The 20,866-nt window shown below is 61.3% G+C and carries 12 protein-coding genes; 9 read left to right on the top strand and 3 right to left on the bottom strand.

Annotated features, from left to right (window positions below):
• Positions 1–30: 30 nt before the first annotated feature.
• Together AC0J6G_RS07835 and xthA are read right to left on the bottom strand one after the other, a co-directional pair.
• Positions 31–1,410 carry a phosphate ABC transporter substrate-binding/OmpA family protein gene (locus AC0J6G_RS07835; protein ID WP_475252865.1) on the bottom strand — a complete coding sequence of 460 codons (1,380 nt, stop codon included), beginning with the start codon at positions 1,408–1,410 and terminating at the stop codon, positions 31–33.
• A 103-nt stretch (positions 1,411–1,513) separates the two neighbouring features.
• A complete protein-coding gene (gene xthA / locus AC0J6G_RS07830; RefSeq protein WP_475252863.1) occupies positions 1,514–2,329 on the bottom strand; it encodes an exodeoxyribonuclease III in 816 nt (271 codons plus the stop codon).
• Between the two features lie 143 nt (positions 2,330–2,472).
• Here xthA and AC0J6G_RS07825 point away from each other — a divergent pair, with 143 nt between their 5' ends.
• From AC0J6G_RS07825 to AC0J6G_RS07785, 9 genes are all read left to right on the top strand, one after another.
• Entirely contained in the window at positions 2,473–3,114 is a 642-nt protein-coding gene (locus tag AC0J6G_RS07825) for a GNAT family N-acetyltransferase (protein WP_475252861.1), read from the top strand.
• Positions 3,115–3,207: 93 nt separating this feature from the next.
• Positions 3,208–4,935, top strand: a complete 1,728-nt coding sequence (locus AC0J6G_RS07820; RefSeq protein ID WP_475252859.1) for an autotransporter assembly complex protein TamA — start codon at positions 3,208–3,210, stop codon at positions 4,933–4,935.
• Positions 4,932–8,600 carry a translocation/assembly module TamB domain-containing protein gene (locus AC0J6G_RS07815; RefSeq protein WP_475252857.1) on the top strand — a complete coding sequence of 1,223 codons (3,669 nt, stop codon included), beginning with the start codon at positions 4,932–4,934 and terminating at the stop codon, positions 8,598–8,600. Before AC0J6G_RS07820 ends, AC0J6G_RS07815 begins: the two co-directional genes overlap by 4 nt.
• Positions 8,601–8,892: 292 nt before the next feature.
• On the top strand, positions 8,893–10,236 hold the full coding sequence (locus tag AC0J6G_RS07810; RefSeq protein ID WP_475252855.1) for an alanine/glycine:cation symporter family protein: 1,344 nt from the start codon (positions 8,893–8,895) through the stop codon (positions 10,234–10,236).
• A 141-nt stretch (positions 10,237–10,377) separates the two neighbouring features.
• Entirely contained in the window at positions 10,378–10,878 is a 501-nt protein-coding gene (tpx, locus tag AC0J6G_RS07805; protein WP_475252853.1) for a thiol peroxidase, read from the top strand.
• A gap of 160 nt (positions 10,879–11,038) precedes the next feature.
• Positions 11,039–12,268 (top strand): MdtA/MuxA family multidrug efflux RND transporter periplasmic adaptor subunit, encoded by a 1,230-nt coding sequence (locus AC0J6G_RS07800; protein WP_475252851.1) that lies wholly within the window; start codon positions 11,039–11,041, stop codon positions 12,266–12,268.
• Complete coding sequence (locus AC0J6G_RS07795) at positions 12,265–15,363, top strand: MdtB/MuxB family multidrug efflux RND transporter permease subunit (protein WP_475252849.1); 3,099 nt, start codon at positions 12,265–12,267, stop codon at positions 15,361–15,363. The genes AC0J6G_RS07800 and AC0J6G_RS07795 overlap by 4 nt, the downstream gene beginning before the upstream one ends.
• Positions 15,360–18,467: an efflux RND transporter permease subunit gene (locus AC0J6G_RS07790; RefSeq protein WP_475252847.1), complete on the top strand. Its 3,108-nt coding sequence runs from the start codon at positions 15,360–15,362 to the stop codon at positions 18,465–18,467. The genes AC0J6G_RS07795 and AC0J6G_RS07790 overlap by 4 nt, the downstream gene beginning before the upstream one ends.
• Positions 18,464–19,963 carry an efflux transporter outer membrane subunit gene (locus tag AC0J6G_RS07785; protein ID WP_475252845.1) on the top strand — a complete coding sequence of 500 codons (1,500 nt, stop codon included), beginning with the start codon at positions 18,464–18,466 and terminating at the stop codon, positions 19,961–19,963. Before AC0J6G_RS07790 ends, AC0J6G_RS07785 begins: the two co-directional genes overlap by 4 nt.
• On the opposite strand, the gene AC0J6G_RS07780 is transcribed toward AC0J6G_RS07785, so the two are convergent.
• A complete protein-coding gene (locus AC0J6G_RS07780) occupies positions 19,911–20,762 on the bottom strand; it encodes a LysR family transcriptional regulator (protein ID WP_475252843.1) in 852 nt (283 codons plus the stop codon). The genes AC0J6G_RS07785 and AC0J6G_RS07780 overlap by 53 nt on opposite strands.
• Positions 20,763–20,866 lie beyond the last annotated feature (104 nt).

The raw sequence follows: 20,866 nt of genomic DNA, 5'->3' as shown, positions 1-20,866 counted from the left end.
TGCGTGATGGCGGGCGGTCAGCAGCATCGATCAGTAAACCCAAACCTCGACCCGGCGATTCTTGATCCGGCCTTCATCGGCGCTGTTGGTGGCTACGGGCAGTTCATCGCCGAGGCCGATGATGTCGCGAAAGACGACCCCGTTCTTGCTCAGCTCACGGCGAACTGCCATGGCGCGTAATTTGGAGAGTAATTCGGCGCGCGCGGGGTCGGCCTTGGCATCGCCGAAGCCAACCAGCACCACGCTGCCCTGGAGTTTATTCTGCGCTTGCAGGTAAGCCAGCAGGCGGTCGAGGTCGCGCTGAGCCTTGTTGTCTAGGCTGGCGCTGCCTTCCTGAAAGCGAAAGTTGACCGACAGACGTTGGGCGTTTTCCGCCAGGGCCTTGTAGCTCGCCGGCATTTGCGCCAGGGCGGGGATGTTTACGGCCTGCACCGTCTGCGCAATAAACCCGCTCTGCTCGACAATGGCTTGACCGCGCGGGCTGTGGGCGAACTGCACCAGGGCACGTGCCCAAGGGTTACTTGACTGCGGCTGGTTATACAAAAATAGCCGGCGTGACAGCGGGTAATCCTCGGTGGCAATCAAGGTCAGGCTGGGCAGCATGGGCTGCGATTCGCCGGCCGCAATCGCCACAGCCTTGGCCTGGCGGATATAAGGCAGGCCAATAAAGCCAATGCCGTTACGGTCCTGGCTCACCAAGTCGGAAAGCGCTTCGCTGGATTCAAAACGCTTGGCGGTGCTGGCCAGGGTTTTGCCGTTGGCGCTTAGCACCAGCTCTTTAAAGGTGTCGAAAGTGCCGGACTTGTCATCGCGGGCGTACAGGGTTATCGCGCCGGCGGGTGCGCCGAGTTGCGCCCAGTCGCTGATTTCACCGGCAAATACCTGTGCCAGCTGCAGGGTGTTCAGGGCGGGAAGGGGATTGTTTGGGTGCAGGATAATGGCCAGGCCGTCTAGCGCGATGATCTGTTCGGCATCGGCGCTTTTCAGGTCGCCCAGGCTCAGCAGGCTGGAGGCTTCGCTGTCCTTGATCGGTCGTGAAGAAGCCGCCAGCTCGGCGCTGCCATCAGCCAGCGCGGTGAAGCCCGTGCCTGAGCCGTGTGCCGCGACATCAATGCTGACGCGTCGGCCATCGGTGGTTGTGCCAATAATCGTCTGCTCGTTTTCCGCCGTGCCCGCCTCGATGCGAATAGCGCTCAAACCCTGTTCTTCCAACAAGCCTTTGACCAGCGCTGGGCCAAGCCGCGCGCCAATGGTGTTGGAGCCTTGAATGCGCAGCAAGCGTGTCTCGCTGGACACGGGTAGGGCGGCAAATACCGACCAAGGCAAGGCGTAGCAAATGGAGCCGAGCAACAAAAAACTGATGGCACGGGTCCATGTTTCACGATCAGAAGCAGAGCGGGCGCGCGGCATGCGGCAAACACCTTGTATGGGTGAGTGAAAGTGCCGCGACGATAAGACAAAAAAGTGACTGCAAGATGACAGTCAGTTTCCAGCTAAGCGCTCTGGTGCAGGGTTATTCGCTCAGTTCCAGCCAGATCGGCGCATGATCGGAGGGCTTTTCCATGCTGCGCAGGTCGTAGTCGATGCCGGCATCTTTGATCCGTGCCTGCAACGCCTGAGAGGCGAGAATCACGTCGATACGCAGGCCACGCTTTGGCTCATCCTCGAAACCGCGGCTGCGATAGTCAAACCAACTAAAGCGGTCATTCACGCTCGGGTTGAGGTGGCGGAAGCTGTCGACCAAGCCCCAGCTCTTCAGGGTCGCCAGCCACTCGCGTTCTTCCGGTAGGAAGCTGCACTTACCGGTTTTCAACCAGCGCAGTCGATTAGGCTCGCCGATGCCGATGTCGCAATCTTCAGGGGAAATATTAATGTCACCCATCACCACCAGCGCCTGCTGTGGAGTGAATTGGCTCACCAGCAGGTTCTGCAAATCGGCATAAAACCGCTGTTTCGCCGGGAACTTAGTGGGGTGGATACGGCTTTCGCCCTGCGGGAAATAGCCGTTCATTACGGTTATCGGGTTGCCCTGTGCATCGGCAAAGGTGCCGTAAATAAAGCGTCGTTGGGCATCTTCAGCATCACCGGGGAAGCCTTTGTGCAGGCTCAGCGGCGCTTGGCGCGAGAGCAGGGCCACGCCGTAGTGGCCCTTTTGGCCGTGGTAATGCACGTGGTAGCCCAGCTCGCGGATTTCTGCTTCAGGGAACTGCTCATCGGCCACCTTGGTTTCCTGCAGGCCAATAACATCTGGCTGGTGCTTGTCGATCAGTGCGGCCAGTTGATGCGGTCGGGCACGCAGGCCATTGATATTGAAGGAGACGATCTTCATGGGCGGCTGTCCTGAATGGTGTTCTGGAAAAGCCGCGATGCTAGCCCATTGCGCGCGTGACCGGCCAGCCTGTAGCGGCGGGTGATGTGCGGTGCTAACGTGACCGCAGGCCCACCACATCAAGAAAAACAGAGGTCAAGCAGATGCCTAATAGTCTCGCCGAAGTTCGTATGCTCGACAGTGGCTATGCCCGTGAAGCACGCTCGCTGCTTTACCACGCTTACCGCCATGACCCCACCTTTGCCTACCTGCTTGAAGCTGAGCGCCCAGGCTATGACCAGCGTGTGCGCGCCACCGTGCGCGAGTTGGTGCAGCAGCACTTTAGCGAAGATTTGCCGGCCATTGGCTTGCTGATCGACGATCGCCTGATTGGTATGGCGCTGATCGCACCCCCGCAACGGCGCATGGACATCACCGAAAGCTGGGGCTGGCGTATGCGTATGCTGCTCACCACCGGTTTTCGCTGCACCAAACGCTACTTGGAATACCACGATGCCGTAATTGCCTGTTTACCGCCTGGGGCGTATCACGTGTTGCCTTTGTTGGGGATTCACCCGCAATACCAGGGCCAGCGTTTGGGCGAACAACTGCTCGAAGCGCTGCATAACTGGTGCGCCGAGGACCCCAGTTCGCAGGGCGTGGTGCTCGATACCGGCAATGCTCACTACCTAGCGTTCTACAAACGCCAGGGGTATGAGGAAATTGGCGAAATTGCCATTGGCCCGGTTATCGAGCACATCTTCTTTCATCCCAGCCCGCAAATTGCGGTTAAGGCCAGCGCTTGAGCACGGGTCAGGGCGGTATAGGGCCTGCCGCAGCGCAACTTAAACCTGGGCAGGTGCTCTAAATCGGCCACTGGCTCGTGCTAGCATCGCCCCATGTCTGTTTTTCCCAACCTTCTTACAGGGCTTTTTCTTCTGCTGCTGAGTGCTACGGCCCTGGCCGAAGCCCAGCTGCGTGTGCGGGTTGAACCAGCCAATGGCGCACTGAAAACCAATGTTGAAGGCTATATCGGCAGCCTCGGTGAGCGCGATGCCGAGGCGCTGCAGCGCTTTCGTCGGGTGGCTGAAAACCAGGCAGAAAAAGCCGCCCAAGCTCTGGGCTATTACCAGGCGCAGATCAGCTCTGAGGTCAGTGAGGGCAAAACACCGCGCCTGACGGTACGCATCCAGCCCGGTGAGCCGGTTCATCTTCGTGATGTGGTGGTGCGTGTCGAAGGGCCTGCCGCGCAACTCGCCGTGTTTCGTACCCCCGATGATTCGCACCTGCGCCGTGGCGCGCAGCTCAACCATGGGCGTTACGATGCGGCCAAGCGCGAGATTCAGAATCAGGCCTCGCGCTATGGGTTTTTTGCCGGACGCTTTAGCCGCCAGCGGCTCACCATCGATCCCGAGGCCGGGGTTGCCGATATCGAGCTGGTGTATGTCAGCGGCCCTCGCTACCAACTGGGCGCTGTGCACTTTGTCGGTGATGCGCCTTTTGATGAGCAATTGCTGCAGCGCATGGTGCCGTTTCCGGCGGATACGCCCTATGACTCGGCGTTGATTGCCGAGCTGTATCAGGCGCTGCGCTCCAGTGGCTATTTTGAAGCGGTGCAAGTGGATGCCAACCCCACCAGCGCGTCTGCCGAGCAGATCCCGGTGCAGGTTCAGCTGCAGGCGCGCAAGCCGCGCAGCATGGGTTTAGGTCTGGGGTTTTCCACTGACGTTGGCCCGCGCGCGCGCGGTAATTGGACCCGGCACTGGGCCAACCCGCAGGGCCACAGCTATGGCGCTGAGTTTGAACTGTCGGCGCCACGGCAGAATGTCGGACTGTGGTACGACGTGCCGCTTGATCCGCCGCTGACCGACAAGCTGCGCATTGCCGGTGGTTATCAGGCCGAAGACCTGGCCAATACTGACAGCAGCAGCCGCCTGCTGACCGTCGGCCCCGAGTGGCACAGCAAGCTCGACAGCGGCTGGCAGCGGGTACTGTCATTGAAGTGGCAGCATGAACAGTACGATCTCGGTGACGATGCCGGCACCAGCACGCTGTTGATGCCGGGTATGAGTTACTCCTACCTGCACAGTGACAACCAGATCGACCCCAACCACGGCTATCGCCTGCAACTCGATCTGTCCGGTGCGGCCAAGGGGCTGTTGTCCAACGCCAATGTGCTGCACGGCAATGTCCAGCTCAAAGGGCTGACCACGCTATTTGCCCGGCACCGGCTACTCGGCCGGGTGCAGGTGGGCGGCACCGAATCCGATGGCTTTGCCAAGGTGCCGCCGTCGCTGCGCTTCTTTGCTGGTGGCGACCAGAGCGTGCGCGGCTATGACTACCAGAGCCTGTCGCCGGAGAACGCTGCCGGTGACAAGATCGGCGGGCGTTATCTGTTTACCACCAGCCTGGAATACCAATACAGCCTGACCGAACGCTGGCGCCTGGCGAGTTTCTTCGATCAGGGTAATACCTTTGACTCGCTGCAGCTTCCGTCGCTGAAAAGCGCGGTGGGCGTTGGCGTGCGCTGGGTGTCGCCATTGGGGCCGTTGCGCCTGGATCTGGCGCATCCGCTGGATGACCAGGGTGGCGTGCGCCTGCATTTCTCCATGGGGCCGGAACTGTGAAGCGCGGGCTACGCAATGGGCTGTTCAGTCTGCTGGGGTTGCTGTTGGTGCTGGCCATCAGCCTGAGCCTGCTGCTGGGCACCCAGGGCGGCAGCCGCTGGCTATTGGCGCAAGTGCCGGGCTTGCAGGTGGACGACTTCGATGGCCGCCTGGGCGGTAGCTGGAGCGCGACACAGCTGCGCTGGCAGCAGGGCGCTAATAGCGTGCAGGTTATGGCGCCTCGCCTGGATTGGGCGCCTGCCTGCCTGCTGCGTCTGACCCTGTGTATCGAGCAACTGCACAGCGGGCCGATCAGCTTGGTTTTCCCGGATGATGAGCAGCCCAGCAGCGAGCCGTTCAGTCTGCCGGACCTGAGCCTGCCGCTGGCTTTGCAACTGGGACAGGTGCGTATCGACAGCCTGCAGCTTAACGGCGTCGAACAGCTGCAAGGCTTGCAGCTGGCCGCGCGCTGGACTGCGCAGGGCATTCAGATCGACAACCTCAGCCTGAACACTGCTGATTTGCAGGTGGCGTTACAAGGCCAGGTGCAAACCTCCGGCAACTGGCCGCTGCAACTGAGCGGGCAACTGCAACTGCCCGCGCCGGAGCAACAGGCTTGGCTGGTGGCGCTGCAGCTCAACGGTGAACTGCGCGAGCGGGTGCAACTGACAGCCAGCAGCAGTGGCTATCTGCACGGTGAACTGACGGGCTGGCTGCAGCCGCTGGCTGAGCATCTGCCGGCGCAACTGCGTTTGCAGGTTGGCGCCTTCAAGGCCAGCGCCGAGCTACCCGACACGCTCACGCTTGAGCAGGTTGAGCTCAATGCCCAGGGCGATCTGCAGGCCGGCTATCAAGTCACCGGCAGCGCCAGCCTGCCGGCCACCGAAGGGCCTATTGTCCTGGCAGTGGCGGGGTTACTCAAGGCGGACGGTGCGACCATCAGCAACCTCAGCCTCACGGCCGAACCTGAGCAACAGGTACAGCTCAGCGGTGAATTGAACTGGCAGCAGGGGCTGAGCCTGGACAGCCGCTTTAACTGGCATAACTTCCCCTGGCAGCGCCTGTATCCGCTGACCGAACCCGTGCCTGTGGCATTGCGGGTGCTCAAGGGTGAGTTGGCCTATCAGAATGGTAACTACCTCGGCCATTTCGCCGCCGAGCTTGACGGCCCTGCCGGTGCTTTTAGCCTGCAGAGCCCCCTGAGCGGCGATCTGCAAAACCTCTACCTGCCCGAACTGCGCCTGCAGGCGGGTCAGGGACGCGCCGAAGGCCAGGTCAGCCTGGGTTTTGCCGAGCAACTGAGCTGGGATGTACGTTTGCAATTGCGTCAGCTTGATCCGGCGTACTGGCTGGCCGAACTGCCTGGCACGCTGGCCGGGCCGTTGAACAGCTCCGGTAGCCTGATTAATCAGCAGCTCAACCTCAGCGCTGATATCGACCTTACCGGCCGTTTACGCGGCCAGCCGGCCACGTTGCTGGCAAAATTTGCCGGTAGTTTGCAGCAGGGTGAGCTGAGTGCGCTGGATATCCGCCTGGGCGATAACCGCATCAGCGGAAAAGTCGCCTTGCAGGAGCAGCTAAGCGGCCAGTTGTTGCTGGCAATGCCAAGGCTGGGGCAGCTGTGGCCGGGGCTGCAAGGGCAGCTCAATGGTCAGCTGGACCTGGCCGGCAGCCTAGACGCGCCGCAAGGCCAGTTACAGCTGCAAGGTCAGCGTCTGGCTTTTGAGGCCCAGCGCCTGCAAAAGCTCACCCTCGACGCCAGCTTGAACAAAGCCCAGCGTGGTCGAGTCACTTTGGAGGCATTGGGTATTCAACTGGGTGAAAGCGAACTGGGTCGCCTGGATGCCACTGCCGCCGGAGATCAACACCAGCAAAGCCTTGAGCTGCAGCTACAGGGCCCTGTGCTGAACAGCCAATTGGCCCTGGCCGGCAAGCTGGATAACGGCAACTGGCGCGGCAGTCTGAGCCGAGGCCAAGTACAAAGCGGCGGGCAGGACTGGCGCCTGCAACAGCCGGCCACCCTGGTGCGCCTGGCTAATGGGCAGCTCAACCTAGGCGCACATTGCTGGCGCGCCGGCAGCGCTAGCCTGTGTGGCGGCGAACAACGCCTGCTGCCGGAGCCAAAGCTGAACCTTACGCTCAGTAATTTTCCGATGGACAGTCTGGCGCAATGGTTGCCCAACGACTTCACCTGGCAGGGCCAGCTCAATGGCCAGTTACAGCTCGAACTACCTGCCAGCGGGCCGAAGGGCCGCCTGGAGCTGGATGCCGGCCGTGGCGTATGGAGAATTCGCGATCAGCAGCAATGGCTTGAATTTACCTATGACAGCCTGCGTCTTAGCAGCACATTGCGCCCGCAGCGCATAGACACTTCGCTGGCGTTAAGCGGCCCAGCCATTGGCGAGTTGGCGCTGCAAGCTCAGCTTGACCCGCGCCCAGCCAGCAAGCCGTTGTCCGGCAGCTTCCGCCTCAATGGCCTGGACCTGGCGCTGGTTCGTCCGTTTGTGCCGAGGGTCGAGCGTATTGCTGGGCAGCTTAATGGTGCGGGCACACTATCGGGCAAGCTGCTCGCCCCGCAGATCAACGGCAACCTGCGTGTGGTCAATGGCCAAGTAGCCGGTGGTGAGCTGCCAATGAACCTAGAGCAGTTGCAACTGCAAGCGCAGATCGCAGGCGAGCGCTTGCTGTTGGAGGGCGATTGGCGCAGTGGTGAGCAAGGGCAGGGCAGCCTGAATGGCGAGCTGAGCTGGGCCGACGGGCTGGTGGCGGACATGCAGCTGCGGGGCAGCCGGCTGCCAGTTACGCTGGAGCCTTATGCCGCACTGGAGGTCGAGCCGGATTTACGCTTAAGCCTGCGTGATCAGCAGCTGTCGCTGGCCGGCAAGGTACTGGTCCCCAGCGGCGCGATCGAAGTGCGCGAGCTGCCGCCTTCCACTGTGCAAATTTCCAGCGATGCTCAGGTGATTGGCCGTGACAGTGCGCCGCAGCAAGCACCAGCGATTGCCATGGACATTGAGGTTGAGGTCGGTCAACAGCGCCTGACGTTCAGCGGTTTTGGCTTAAACGCCGAGCTGCAAGGCCGCGTGCACATTGGTAATGACATGGACACCCGTGGTGAGTTGAGCCTGAACAAAGGCCGTTTCCGCGCCTATGGCCAGCGCCTCAACATACGCCGGGCGCGCTTGCTGTTTGCCGGGCCGATTGATCAACCGTTTCTCGATATTGAGGCGGTGCGCCGGGTCGATGATGTCACTGCAGGCCTGCGCCTGAGCGGCAATGCTGCTCAACCCACTAGCACGGTGTTTTCCGAGCCGGCCATGAGCCAGGAGCAAGCGCTGTCGTATCTGATAATGGGCCGACCGCTGGGGCAGGGCGGTGGTGATAACACCATGTTTGCCCAGGCTGCATTAGCCCTCGGCATGGCCGGCAGTGCACCGCTGCTCAACAACTTGGTACAAGGTTTGGGTATCAGTGATTTTCAGCTCGACACCCAAGGCTCAGGCGTCACCACCAGCGTGGTGGCCAGCGGCAATCTGTCTGAGCGCTTGAGCTTGCGTTACGGCGTGGGGGTGTTTGAGCCGGCGAACACCATTGCATTGCGTTATGAATTGAGCCGCAAGCTATACCTTGAAGCCGCCAGCGGCCTGGCCAGCTCCCTGGATTTATTCTATCGGCGGGATTTTTAGCGGCTTTTTGTGCGGACAAATGCTGGATTAAGCCACTAAGTTCGCGTTTAAATTGCGCCCCTCGCTCAAAACGTCTGAGCGTTCAAATCTAAACAGTGAAAACCACTATCACAGTCTTCATATACTGGCCGCCGCTGAATACTGCGCAGTCGGTGTACCGACTGGTATAGCCCGATCCGCTGTTGCAGATGTGCCATCCGGCTCGCGTTCTGTGTAACAGCTTGGCCTACCCGGCGATCGGATAAGCGAAGGCTATCCGCCTCGCGTTCACTACAAGAATAAGGAAATGAGCATGGAATTCGTCAACACCCTGGTTAACCAACTCAATGGCGTGGTTTGGGGGCCGCCCATGTTGGTGATGATTCTTGGCACCGGTCTGTTCCTCATGTTGCGCCTGAAGTTTATGCCGCTGACCAAGATCGGCGCTGGCTTCAAACTGATGTGGCAAGGTCGCCAGAAAGGCGACAGCGAGAGCGGCGAAATCAGCCCCTTCCAGGCGCTGATGACCTGCCTGGCTGCCACCGTCGGTACCGGTAATATCGCCGGTGTCGCCACCGCGATCTTCCTCGGCGGCCCGGGCGCACTGTTCTGGATGTGGTGCACCGCATTGGTCGGCATGGCCACCAAGTACTGTGAAGTGGTGCTGGCCGTGCATTACCGCGAGAAGGATAAGCGCGGCGAGCACGTTGGCGGCCCGATGTACGCGATCAAAAACGGCTTGGGCAAGAAGTGGCTGTGGCTGGGCACTGCGTTCGCCATCTTCGGCGGCTTTGCCGGTTTCGGCATCGGCAACATGGTGCAGGTCAACAGCATGGCTGCCGCCCTGCAAACCACCTTCAACATCCCGTTGTGGGTGACCGGTGTGGTGACCATGGTGATTGTCGGCATGGTTATCCTCGGCGGCATCAAGCGTATCGGTAAGGTTGCCGCGACCCTCGTGCCCTTCATGTGTGTGGCTTACATCATCGCCGCCATGGTGGTGCTGGTGGTCAATGCTGCGCAAATCCCAGCGGCCTTTGAAATGATCTTCACCTATGCCTTCAGCCCAGCAGCGGCTACCGGTGGTTTTGCCGGTGCGGCAGTGATGGCGGCGATTCGCTTTGGTGTGGCGCGCGGTATTTTCTCCAACGAAGCAGGCTTGGGGACTGCCGGTATCGCTCAGGCCGCCGGTACCACCAACAGCCCGGTGCGGTCGGGGATGATTGGCATGCTTGGGACCTTTATCGACACCATCATCATCTGCTCGATGACTGGCCTGGCGATCATCACCTCCGGCGTGTGGACCAGCGGTGCCAGCGGTGCGGCGCTGTCGGCTGCAGCCTTTGAACAGGCCATGCCAGGTGTTGGCGGATATATCCTGACGTTGGCCCTGGTGGTGTTTGCCTTCACCACCATCCTCGGCTGGAGCTACTTCGGTGAGAAGTGCTGGGAATACATGGTCGGCACCAAGTCGATCCTGCCGTTCCGCATTCTCTGGGTCGTGGCTGTGCCGTTTGGCGCGATTGCCCAGCTGGATTTTGCCTGGCTGGTGGCCGATACCCTCAACGGCCTGATGGCGATTCCTAACCTGCTGTCGCTGCTGTTGCTCAGTCCGATCGTGGTCAAGCTGACCAAGGATCACTTCGCAAAAAATTGATGTGCCGCCTGAGCGGGCAGGGTAGTCTGACTCGTTGGTCAGCTCTGCTTTCCTGCTCTTTTGGGCGCGAGCTTGCCATTTGTCGGGCTCGCGCCCTTACTGGTTCACCGTCTCCACTTTCGCTGAAAAAGGATCGTTCCAATGGCACAAGTCACCCTTAAAGGTTCCCCGGTTGAAGTTGCTGGTCAACTGCCGCAGGTTGGTCAGCAAGCCCCGGCATTTAGCCTGGTTGCTGGCGATCTGAGTGATGTCAGCCTGGCCAGCCTGGCCGGCAAGCGCAAAATCCTCAATATTTTCCCAAGCGTTGATACCCCGACCTGCGCCACGTCCGTGCGCACCTTCAACGCCGGTGCCAGCAAACTGGCCAACACCGTCGTGCTGTGTATTTCTGCAGATCTGCCGTTTGCTCAGGCCCGCTTCTGCGGTTCAGAAGGCTTGGAAAACGTCATCAACCTGTCGACCATGCGCGGCGCTGAGTTTCTGCAGGACTACGGCGTAGCCATCGCCAGCGGCCCGCTGGTGGGTGTGGCTGCCCGTGCGGTGGTGGTGCTGGATGAACACGACAAGGTGCTGCACAGCGAGCTGGTCGGCGAAATTGCTAACGAGCCGAATTACGATGCGGCAATGGCTGTGCTCAAGTAAGCACACCTGCGGATGTGTCGACGGCCTGCTCTGCAGGCCGTTTTTATATGTGGATCAGACATTTAGTAACGTAAGGAAAAGGTAAATAGGCAGTAAAGAGCCTTTGCAGACTGGCTGATAGTGAATATCGTTTAGGCTCTCCAAGGAAGTGATCCCCGCCATGCCTGATACACAGTCCACCCTCCGTCCTCGTAACCTGTCGCGCCAATGGCTGATCGGCTTACTTTTGCTAGCTGCGCTGATCCTGCTGCTCTGGTGGTTCTGGCCCAGTAAACCGCAATCGGCGCCAATGGGCCGTGGGCCTTTTGGTGACATGGGGCCGGTGCCCGTGCGCGTGGCCAGTGTCAGCCAGGGCGACTTCCCGGTTGAACTCAAAGCCCTGGGCACGGTGACGGCCTACAACACGGTGAATGTGCGCGGCCGCGTGGATGGCGAGTTGGTCAAGCTGATGTTCAAGGACGGCCAGCAGGTCAACGCCGGTGAGTTACTCGCGGTGATTGACCCTCGCCCTTACGAGATTGCCCTGCAGCAGGCTCAAGGCGCACTGCAAGAGCGCCAGGCGCAACTGCGCAATGCCGAGCTGGACTTACAACGTTACCGCGGCCTGTACGCCGAAGATTCAATTGCCAAACAGACCCTCGACACCCAGGAAGCCTTGGTTAATCAGTACCGCGGTGGCCTTAAAAGCCTGCAGGCGGATGTTGCCACCGCGCGGCTGAACCTGGATTTCACGCAGGTGCGGGCACCGATCAGCGGCCGTCTGGGCATTCGCCAAGCGGACGTGGGCAACTTGCTTAGCGCCGGCGATGCCCTGCCGCTGGTGGTGATTACCCAGACGCTGCCCATTGCGGTGATGTTTACCCTGCCTGAAGCCGAATTACCGGCGGTGGTGCAGCAGCTGCGCAGCGGCGCGACTCTTGCGGTCGAGGCCTGGAACCGCAGTGAAAAACTCAAGCTGGCCGAAGGCGAGTTGGAGAGCGTGGATAACCTAATTGATACCGCCACGGGCACGATCAAGCTCAAGGCGCGTTTCGCCAACGCCGAGCAAATGCTTTTTCCCAACCAATTCGTTAACGTGCGCCTGCGGGTGAAAACCCTGCAGAACGTCACCCTGATGCCGGCCGCCGCGCTGCAATTCGGCGCCAGCGGCACCTTCGCTTATGTGGTGGACGCTGAAGACAAGGTGCAGTTGACACCGATCAGCGTGGGCGCCAGCGACGGTCAGTTCAGCGTGGTCGAGCAGGGCCTCAACGCGGGTGATCGCCTGGTGTTGGAAGGCACTGATCGTCTGCGCTCTGGCAACAAGGTCGAAGTGATCAGCGATAAACCGGCCCCTGCCCAAACCGAACCCACCATGCCTGAGCGCAAACGAGCGCCGCGCGCCCAATGAACGCCTCTCGTCTGTTTATCCTGCGCCCGGTCGCCACTACGCTGATCATGCTGGCGATCTTCCTGAGTGGCCTGATCGCCTATCGCTTGCTGCCCGTTTCGGCACTGCCGGAAGTGGATTACCCGACCATTCGGGTGATGACCCTGTATCCCGGCGCCAGCCCGGATGTGATGACCAGTGCGGTCACCGCACCGCTGGAGCGTCAGTTCGGGCAGATGGCTGGGCTGAAACAGATGTCCTCGACCAGCTCGGGTGGCGCCTCGGTGATTACCCTGCGCTTTAACCTGGAAGTAAAACTGGATGTCGCCGAGCAGGAAGTGCAGGCGGCGATTAATGGCGCGAGCAACCTGCTGCCCAGCGATCTGCCGGCACCGCCGGTGTACAACAAGGTCAACCCGGCGGACACCCCGGTACTGACCCTGGCCATCAGTTCGAAAACCATGCCGCTGCCGCAGGTGTTCGACCTGGTCGACACCCGCCTGGCGCAGAAACTGGCACAAACCAGCGGCGTTGGTCTGGTCACCCTGGCCGGCGGCCAACGCCCGGCGGTGCGTATCCAGGTCAACCCGGAAGCGCTGGCTTCCTATGGCTTGAACCTCAGCGATGTGCGCACGCTGATCACCGCCAGCAACGTCAACCAGCCCAAGGGCAATTTCGATGGCCCGACGCGGGTGTCGCAGCTGGATGCTAATGATCAGCTGAAATCCGTCGACGAATACCGCGAGCTGATTCTCGGCTACAAAGATGGCGCCACGCTGCGCCTCAAAGATGTCGCCGAAATCATCGACGGCGCGGAAAACCAGCGTCTGGCCGCCTGGGCTAATCGCAACGAAGCGGTGCTGGTCAATGTGCAGCGCCAACCCGGCGCCAACGTGATTGAGGTGGTCGACAGTATTCAAGCGCTGCTGCCGAATCTGACCCAGGGCCTGCCGGCCAGCGTCGAAGTCAGCGTACTGACCGACCGTACCGAAACCATCCGCGCGGCGGTCAAGGGCGTGCAGCATGAGCTGCTGCTGGCCATCGCTCTGGTGGTGCTGGTGACCTTCCTGTTTCTGCGCAAGGTTTCGGCCACCATCATTCCGTCCATCGTTGTGCCGCTGTCGCTGATCGGTACCTTCGGTGTGATGTATTTGGCCGGTTTCACCATCAATAACCTGACGCTGATGGCGCTGACCATCGCCACCGGCTTTGTGGTGGACGACGCCATCGTCATGCTGGAGAACATCGCCCGCCATTTGGAAGAGGGCGAAACCCCGCTCAATGCCGCGCTGAAAGGCGCCAGGCAAATCGGCTTTACCCTGGTTTCGCTGACCATCTCGCTGATCGCTGTACTGATTCCGCTGCTGTTTATGGCCGATGTGGTGGGGCGGCTGTTTCGCGAATTTGCCATCACCCTGGCGGTGGCCATTCTGATTTCCCTGGTGGTGTCGCTGACCCTGACGCCGATGATGTGCGCACGTCTGCTCAAGGCGGAAAAGCCCGAGGAAGAAGGGCGTTTCTACCGCGCTGCCGGGGCGGTAATCGACGGCATGATCGCCCGTTACGGCGTGTGGCTGACCTGGGTGCTCAAGCATCAGCCGCTGACCTTGCTGGTGGCCATCGGCACCCTGTTGCTGACCGTGGTGCTGTATCTGGCCGTGCCCAAGGGCTTCTTCCCAGTGCAGGACACCGGGGTGATTCAGGGCATTTCTGAGGCGCCGCAGTCGATTTCTTTCCGCGCCATGAGCGAGCGCCAACAGCGCCTGGCCGAAGTGATTCTGCAGGACCCGGCCGTAGCCAGCCTGTCGTCCTATATCGGCGTGGATGGCGACAACCCGACGCTGAACAGCGGCCGCCTGCTGATCAACCTGACGCCACGGGCCGAGCGCGATGTTAGCGCCAGCCAGATCATCGAACGGCTAAGGCCGGAGTTGGCGCGAATTCCCGGAATCGAGCTGTACCTGCAGCCGGTGCAGGACCTGTCCATCGAAGACCGGGTCAGCCGCACGCAGTTCCAGTTCAGCATGGAGTCGCCGGATATCAGCCTGCTCGAAGAGTGGGCGCCCAAGCTGGTCAGTGCGCTGCGCGAGCAGCCGGAGCTGACGGACGTGGCCAGCGACCTGCAAAACCGTGGCCTGCAGGTGTTTCTGCAGATCGACCGCGACATGGCCGGACGGCTCGGCGTGAGTGTTGCTGACATTGATAATGCGCTGTACGACGCCTTCGGCCAGCGGCAGATTTCCACCATCTACACCCAGGCCAGCCAGTACCGCGTGGTGCTGGAAAGCGAGAACGCCGGCAGCATCGGCCCAGCGGCGCTGCGACAGATTCACGTCAAGGCTGCCGATGGTCAGCAGGTTGCGCTGTCGAGCCTGGCCCAGGTGGAAGAGCGCGCCGCCAGCCTGCTGATCAACCATATCGGCCAATTCCCGGCCGCCACGCTGTCATTCAACTTAGCTAGCGGCGTATCGCTGGGCGAGGCGGTGGCGGTGATTGAGCGGATCAAGCAGGAGATCGGCATTCCGCCGGCGGTGCAGACACGCTTCCAGGGCGCGGCCGAAGCCTTCCGCGCCTCGTTGTCGAGCACCTTGCTGCTGATCTTGGCGGCCATCGTCACCATGTACATCGTGCTCGGCGTACTCTACGAGAGTTACATCCACCCGATCACCATCCTCTCCACCCTGCCCTCGGCGGGGGTTGGCGCGCTGCTGGCGTTGCTGATCAGCGGCAACGAGCTGGGGTTGATCGCGATCATCGGCATCATCCTGCTGATCGGCATCGTCAAGAAGAACGCGATCATGATGATCGACTTTGCCCTCGACGCCGAACGCAACCAGGGCATGCAGCCGGAAGCGGCGATTTATCAGGCGGCGCTGCTGCGCTTTCGGCCGATTCTGATGACCACCTTGGCCGCGCTGTTCGGCGCAATTCCACTGATGCTGGCCACCGGCTCCGGGGCCGAACTGCGTCAGCCGCTGGGCCTGGTGATGGTTGGCGGGCTGCTGCTGAGTCAGATTCTCACCTTGTTCACCACGCCGGTGATCTACCTGTACTTCGATCGCCTGTCGCGGCGCATCAGTGGCCGTAGCGCGGCCGGGCTAGTGGTCAACCCATGAACCTCTCCGCGCCCTTTATCCGCCGGCCGGTAGCCACGCTGCTGCTGAGCCTGGCGATTCTGCTGCTCGGCGGTGTCAGCTTCGGCCTGCTGCCGGTCGCGCCGCTGCCGCAGATGGATTTCCCCACCATCACCGTGCAGGCCAGCCTGCCGGGGGCCAGCCCGCAGATCATGGCGTCCAGCGTGGCCACGCCGCTGGAGCGCTCGCTCGGCACCATCGCCGGCATCAGCCAGATGAACAGCCGCAGCAGCCAAGGCAGCACGCGGATCATGATCCAGTTCGACTTGGACCGTGACATCAACGCCGCCGCCCGCGAGGTGCAGGCGGCGATCAATGCTTCACGCGAGCTGCTGCCCAGTGGCATGCGCAGCATGCCGACCTACGCCAAGGTTAACCCGTCGCAGGCGCCGATCATGGTGCTGTCGCTGACCAGCGATGTACTGAACAAGGGCCAGTTGTACGACGTGGCATCGACCATCCTGGCGCAGAAGCTCGCCCAGGTAACCGGCGTCGGTGAAGTACAGATCGGTGGCAGCTCCTTGCCCGCCGTGCGCGTAGCCCTGGAGCCGCGCCTGCTTGATCAGTACGGCATTGCCCTGGATGAAGTGCGCCAAAGCATCAGCGCCGCCAACGCCAAACGGCCGAAAGGCGCAGTGGAAGATGGCGAACGGCACTGGCAAGTGCAGGCCAGCGATCAACTGGAAAAAGCCGCCGATTACCTGCCGCTGATCATTCGCTATCAAAACGGCGCAGCGGTGCGCCTGGGCGATGTCGCGACCGTTACCGATGGTGTCGAAGACCGCTACAACAGCGGTTTCTTTAACGATGAGCAGGCGGTGCTGCTGGTGGTCAACCGCCAGACCGGGGCCAATATCATTGAAACCATCGCCGGCATTCGTGAGCAACTGCCGGCCCTGCGTGCGGTGATCCCCGCCAGTATTGAGCTGGAAGTGGCGATGGACCGCTCGCCGGTCATCAGTGCCACCCTGCATGAGGCAGAACAAACCCTGCTGATCGCCGTGGTGCTGGTGATTCTGGTGGTGTTCGCCTTCCTCGGCCGCTGGCGCGCCGCGTTGATTCCCGCACTGGCGGTGCCGGTGTCGCTGGTCGGCACCTTTGCGGTGATGTACTTGCTGGATTTCTCCCTGAACAACCTGTCACTGATGGCGCTGATCATCGCCACAGGCCTGGTGGTGGACGATGCTATCGTCGTGTTGGAAAACATTTCGCGGCATATCGAGGCCGGCGAAACGCCGATGGCGGCGGCCTTCAAGGGCGCGCGCGAGGTGGGCTTCACCTTGCTGGCGATGAACCTGTCGCTGGTTGCGGTGTTTATCTCGATTTTGTTTATGGGCGGCATCGTCGAGCGGCTGTTCCGCGAGTTTTCCATCACCCTGGCCGTGGCCATCGTGATTTCCCTGCTGGTGTCGCTGACCCTGACGCCCATGCTCTGCGCGCGCTGGCTCAAGGCTGAAACCGCCGAACACCAACCCAGCGCGATGCAGCGTTGGGGCGCGGCCGTGCAGACGCGTGTTCTAGCCTTTTACCAGCGCAGCCTAGACTGGGCATTGCGTCACTCGCTGCTGATGCTGTTCAGCCTGCTGGCGACCATCGCCCTGAACATCTTCCTGTTTGTCAGCGTGCCGAAAACCTTTATGCCGCAGCAGGACACCGGTCAGCTGATCGGCTTTATCCGCGGCGATGACGGCCTGTCATTCCAGGTGATGCAACCGAAGATGGAAATCTACCGCCGCGCGGTGCTGGCTGACCCAGCGGTAGAGAGCGTGGCTGGGTTTATCGGTGGCAGTGGCGGTATCAATAACGCCTTTATGATCGTGCGCTTGAAGCCTGTCACCGAGCGCAAGGCCAGCGCCCAAGAGGTCATCAGCCGCCTGCGCCAGTCGGTGCCGAAAGTGCCCGGCGGGCGGATGTTCCTGATGCCTGATCAGGACCTGCAGATCGGCGGGCGGGAAGGACGCAGTTCGGAAAACGAATACATGCTGCTGTCCGGCGACCTCGACGAATTGCGCAAGTGGTTGCCGCCGGTGCGTGAAGCGCTGCGTGCGCTGCCGGAACTGACCGATATCGACGCCAAGGAAGCTGAAGGCACTCAGCAGATCCGCCTGGTGGTTGACCGCGACATGGCCAAACGCCTGGGCGTGGACATGAACATGATCACCGCCGTGCTCAACAATGCCTTTAGCCAACGGCAAATCTCGACCATCTACGACAGCCTCAATCAGTACAGCGTGGTGATGGAGATCAACCCGCAGTTCGCCCAGTACCCGGAAACACTTGATCAGATTCAACTGATTACCGCCGAAGGTGCGCGCGTGCAGTTGTCCAGCTTCGCTCGCTGGGAGCGCAGCCTGGAAGAGGACCGGGTTAGCCATCAGGGCCAGTTTGCCGCTGAGAATATCGGCTTTGCCCTGGCCGAAGGCGTCAGCCTGGATCAAGCCAGCCTGGCGATCAATAAAGCCATTGCCCGGGTCGGTTTACCGACTGAGGTGCAGGGCATACTCGGCGGCACCGGCGGCGCGTTCCAGCAAACGCAGCAGAACCAGCCGTGGATGATCCTGCTGGCGTTGGTGGTGGTGTATATCGTGCTCGGTGTGCTGTACGAGAGCTATATCCACCCGCTGACCATTCTTTCCACCTTGCCTTCGGCGGGCGTCGGCGCGCTGCTTGCGCTGCAGCTGATGAGCGTTGAGTTCAGTCTGATCTCATTGCTTGGCCTGTTTTTGCTGATTGGTATCGTCAAGAAAAACGCCATTCTGATGATCGATCTGGCCCTGCAACTGGAACGCCAGCAGCACCTGAGCCCGGACGAGGCCATCCGCCAAGCCTGCCTGCTGCGTTTCAGGCCGATCATGATGACCACCCTGGCGGCGATTCTCGGCGCGCTGCCGCTGATGCTGAGCAGCGCCGAGGGCTCGGAAATGCGCCAGCCGCTGGGTATCACTATTGTCGGCGGGTTGGTGTTGAGCCAGCTGCTGACCCTCTACACCACGCCGGTGATCTACCTGTATTTCGACCGCCTGCGTCACCGGGTCAACCGCTGGCGCGGTGTGCGCACTGACGCTGCTCTGGAAACCCCGTTATGAAGGCTTTATCCGTTTACCGTTTACCGACCCTGCTGGTGTTGACCCTGGCCCTGAGTGCTTGTGCTATCGGTCCGGATTACCAGCGCCCGCCGCTGCAAACCCCGGCGCAGTTCAAACAGATTGAAGGCTGGACACAGGCAACGCCCGGTGATGTGCTGGAACGCGGCAGCTGGTGGCAGTTGTATGACGATGCGGAGCTGGATGCCTTGGTTGAACGCCTTAATGTCTCCAACCAGAACCTGGCTGCCAGCGAGGCACAGTATCGCCAGGCCCGCGCCCTGGTGCGTGGCGCGCGCGCTGCGTTCTACCCGAGCCTGTCGAGCAGCGCCGGGGCCAGCCGCAGCGGGCAAGGAACTGGCAGCCAGAGCGCGTCCAGCGGCACCAACTCGAACAGCAGTGGCGTGTCCACCAGCTATGACCTCAGCCTGAATGCTGCGTGGGAGCTGGACATCTGGGGCAAGCTGCGTCGCTCGCTGGAATCCAGCCGCGCCGGTTTCGAGGCCAGCGCTGCGGATCTGGCCGCGCTAAAGCTCAGCCTGCAGGCGGAACTGGTGCAGAACTACCTGCAACTGCGCGTGCTGGATGATCAGCAGCGCCTGCTCGATGCCACGGTCGCGGCCTACGCGCGCTCCCTGAAGCTCACGGAAAATCAGTACAACGCCGGCATCGTGCCGAAATCCGATGTCAGCCAGGCGCTGACCCAGCTGAAAAGCACCCAGGCCCAGGCCATCGACCTCAAGTGGCAGCGCGCCCAGTTGGAACATGCGATTGCCGTGCTAATCGGCGTACCGCCCAGCGAACTGAGCATTGCCCAGCGCGAGCAATTACCCGCGTTGCCGGAAATCCCCGTTGCATTGCCGTCGCAATTGCTGGAGCGCCGTCCGGATGTCGCCGCCGCTGAACGTCGGGTGATAGCCGCTAACGCCGAGATCGGCGTCGCCGAAGCCGCCTGGTACCCGGACCTGAGTATCTCCGCCAGCGGCGGCTACCGTGGAAGCAGCTTTGCCGACTGGATCGATCTGCCCAACCGCTTCTGGTCGCTCGGCCCGCAGCTGGCGCTGACGTTGTTTGATGGTGGCGCGCGTAGCGCCGAGTTGGAACGCAGCGAAGCCGCTTACGACCAGACCGTGGCGCAATACCGCCAAGCGGTGCTCGACAGCTTCCGCGAGGTGGAGGACTACCTGGTGCAACTGCGCGTGTTGCAGCAAGAAGCCGTGATTCAGCAGGAAGCGCTGGATGCCGCCCGCGAATCCCTGCGCCTGATCGAAAACCAGTACCGCGCCGGTACAGTGGACTTCAACAGCGTGGTCAACGTGCAGGCCACGGCGCTGAACAACGAGCGCAGCAACCTCAGCCTGCTGGGCAGCCGCCTGACTGCCAGCGTGCAGTTGATCGCGGCACTCGGGGGCGGGTGGCAGCTTGAGCAATTACTGCAAGCGCAGCCTACGGCCGCGAGCCGGCCTGCTCCAGGCACAGCTGGTACAGCCGCTCCCTAAGGGCGCTGCCCGCTGGGCTCAGGTTTGGCCGGGCATACAACACCAGGTGCATGCCCTCAATGGCCGGCAGGCCTGCGATGATCTGATGCTCCGCCTGGAGCACGCGCCGTGGTAGCAGGCTGATACCCAGCCCAGCAGCCACGGCCGCACAAACGCCGGCCAAGCTGGTACTGGAGTAGCTGATGCGCCAGTTACGCGCCTGCATCTCCAGTGTTTGAATCATTTCCTGGCGGTACAAACCACCCGTGGCAAACACCACCAAGGCCAACGGTTCACGCTGCCAGGCTGGTCGGCTACGGCTATCGACCCAGCACAGTGGCTCCTGCCATGCGGCCAGGCAGTCACTGCCCGGGTTCATTTGCTTGCTCAGCAGAAGATCAAATTGGCCTTCGCGGTATTGCCGCAGTAACTCCGGGCTGAGCCCGCTTGTGATCTCCAAGCGCACGCTGGTTTGTGCCTCGGTAAAGTCTGCCAGCAGAGGCATCAAACGTTCGGCGGCAAAATCTTCAGGTACGCCAAGTCGCAGCACACCCTCGCTCTGGCGGTTGCGCAGCACATCGTCGGCCTCATCGTGCAGGGCCAGAATGCGCCGCGCATAGCTGCACAGTTGCTCACCTTCGGCGGTCATACGTACCTGTCGCGCGCTGCGGTCGAGCAGGCGACAGCCCAGGCTGTCCTCCAGGCGGCGCAGCTGCTGGCTTACGGTGGACTGGGTAAGGTGCAGACGTTCGGCTGCGCGGGTGAAATTGCCGCAATCCGCCACGGCCACAAAGCTGCGCAGCAGCAGGTGATCAAGCATTTAAGTATTCCTGATGCAAATGGTAGGCATGCTTACATTTAATTTCAGCATACTTTGCGCGCTCGGGATAATCAGCCGCTTATTGATCAACCCAGTGAGGTAAG

This window comes from Pseudomonas sp. TS_SC_3 (assembly GCF_056156225.1).
Note: the sequence above shows the minus strand (reverse complement) of the source record. Positions and strands in the feature narration are given on the sequence as shown.

Coding starts and splice junctions, on each gene's coding strand:
- AC0J6G_RS07835 (WP_475252865.1), bottom strand. CDS start 1,410: ATGCCGCGCGCCCGCTCTGCTTCTGATCGTGAAACATGGACCCGTGCC.
- xthA (WP_475252863.1), bottom strand. CDS start 2,329: ATGAAGATCGTCTCCTTCAATATCAATGGCCTGCGTGCCCGACCGCAT.
- AC0J6G_RS07825 (WP_475252861.1), top strand. CDS start 2,473: ATGCCTAATAGTCTCGCCGAAGTTCGTATGCTCGACAGTGGCTATGCC.
- AC0J6G_RS07820 (WP_475252859.1), top strand. CDS start 3,208: ATGTCTGTTTTTCCCAACCTTCTTACAGGGCTTTTTCTTCTGCTGCTG.
- AC0J6G_RS07810 (WP_475252855.1), top strand. CDS start 8,893: ATGGAATTCGTCAACACCCTGGTTAACCAACTCAATGGCGTGGTTTGG.
- tpx (WP_475252853.1), top strand. CDS start 10,378: ATGGCACAAGTCACCCTTAAAGGTTCCCCGGTTGAAGTTGCTGGTCAA.
- AC0J6G_RS07800 (WP_475252851.1), top strand. CDS start 11,039: ATGCCTGATACACAGTCCACCCTCCGTCCTCGTAACCTGTCGCGCCAA.
- AC0J6G_RS07795 (WP_475252849.1), top strand. CDS start 12,265: ATGAACGCCTCTCGTCTGTTTATCCTGCGCCCGGTCGCCACTACGCTG.
- AC0J6G_RS07790 (WP_475252847.1), top strand. CDS start 15,360: ATGAACCTCTCCGCGCCCTTTATCCGCCGGCCGGTAGCCACGCTGCTG.
- AC0J6G_RS07785 (WP_475252845.1), top strand. CDS start 18,464: ATGAAGGCTTTATCCGTTTACCGTTTACCGACCCTGCTGGTGTTGACC.
- AC0J6G_RS07780 (WP_475252843.1), bottom strand. CDS start 20,762: ATGCTTGATCACCTGCTGCTGCGCAGCTTTGTGGCCGTGGCGGATTGC.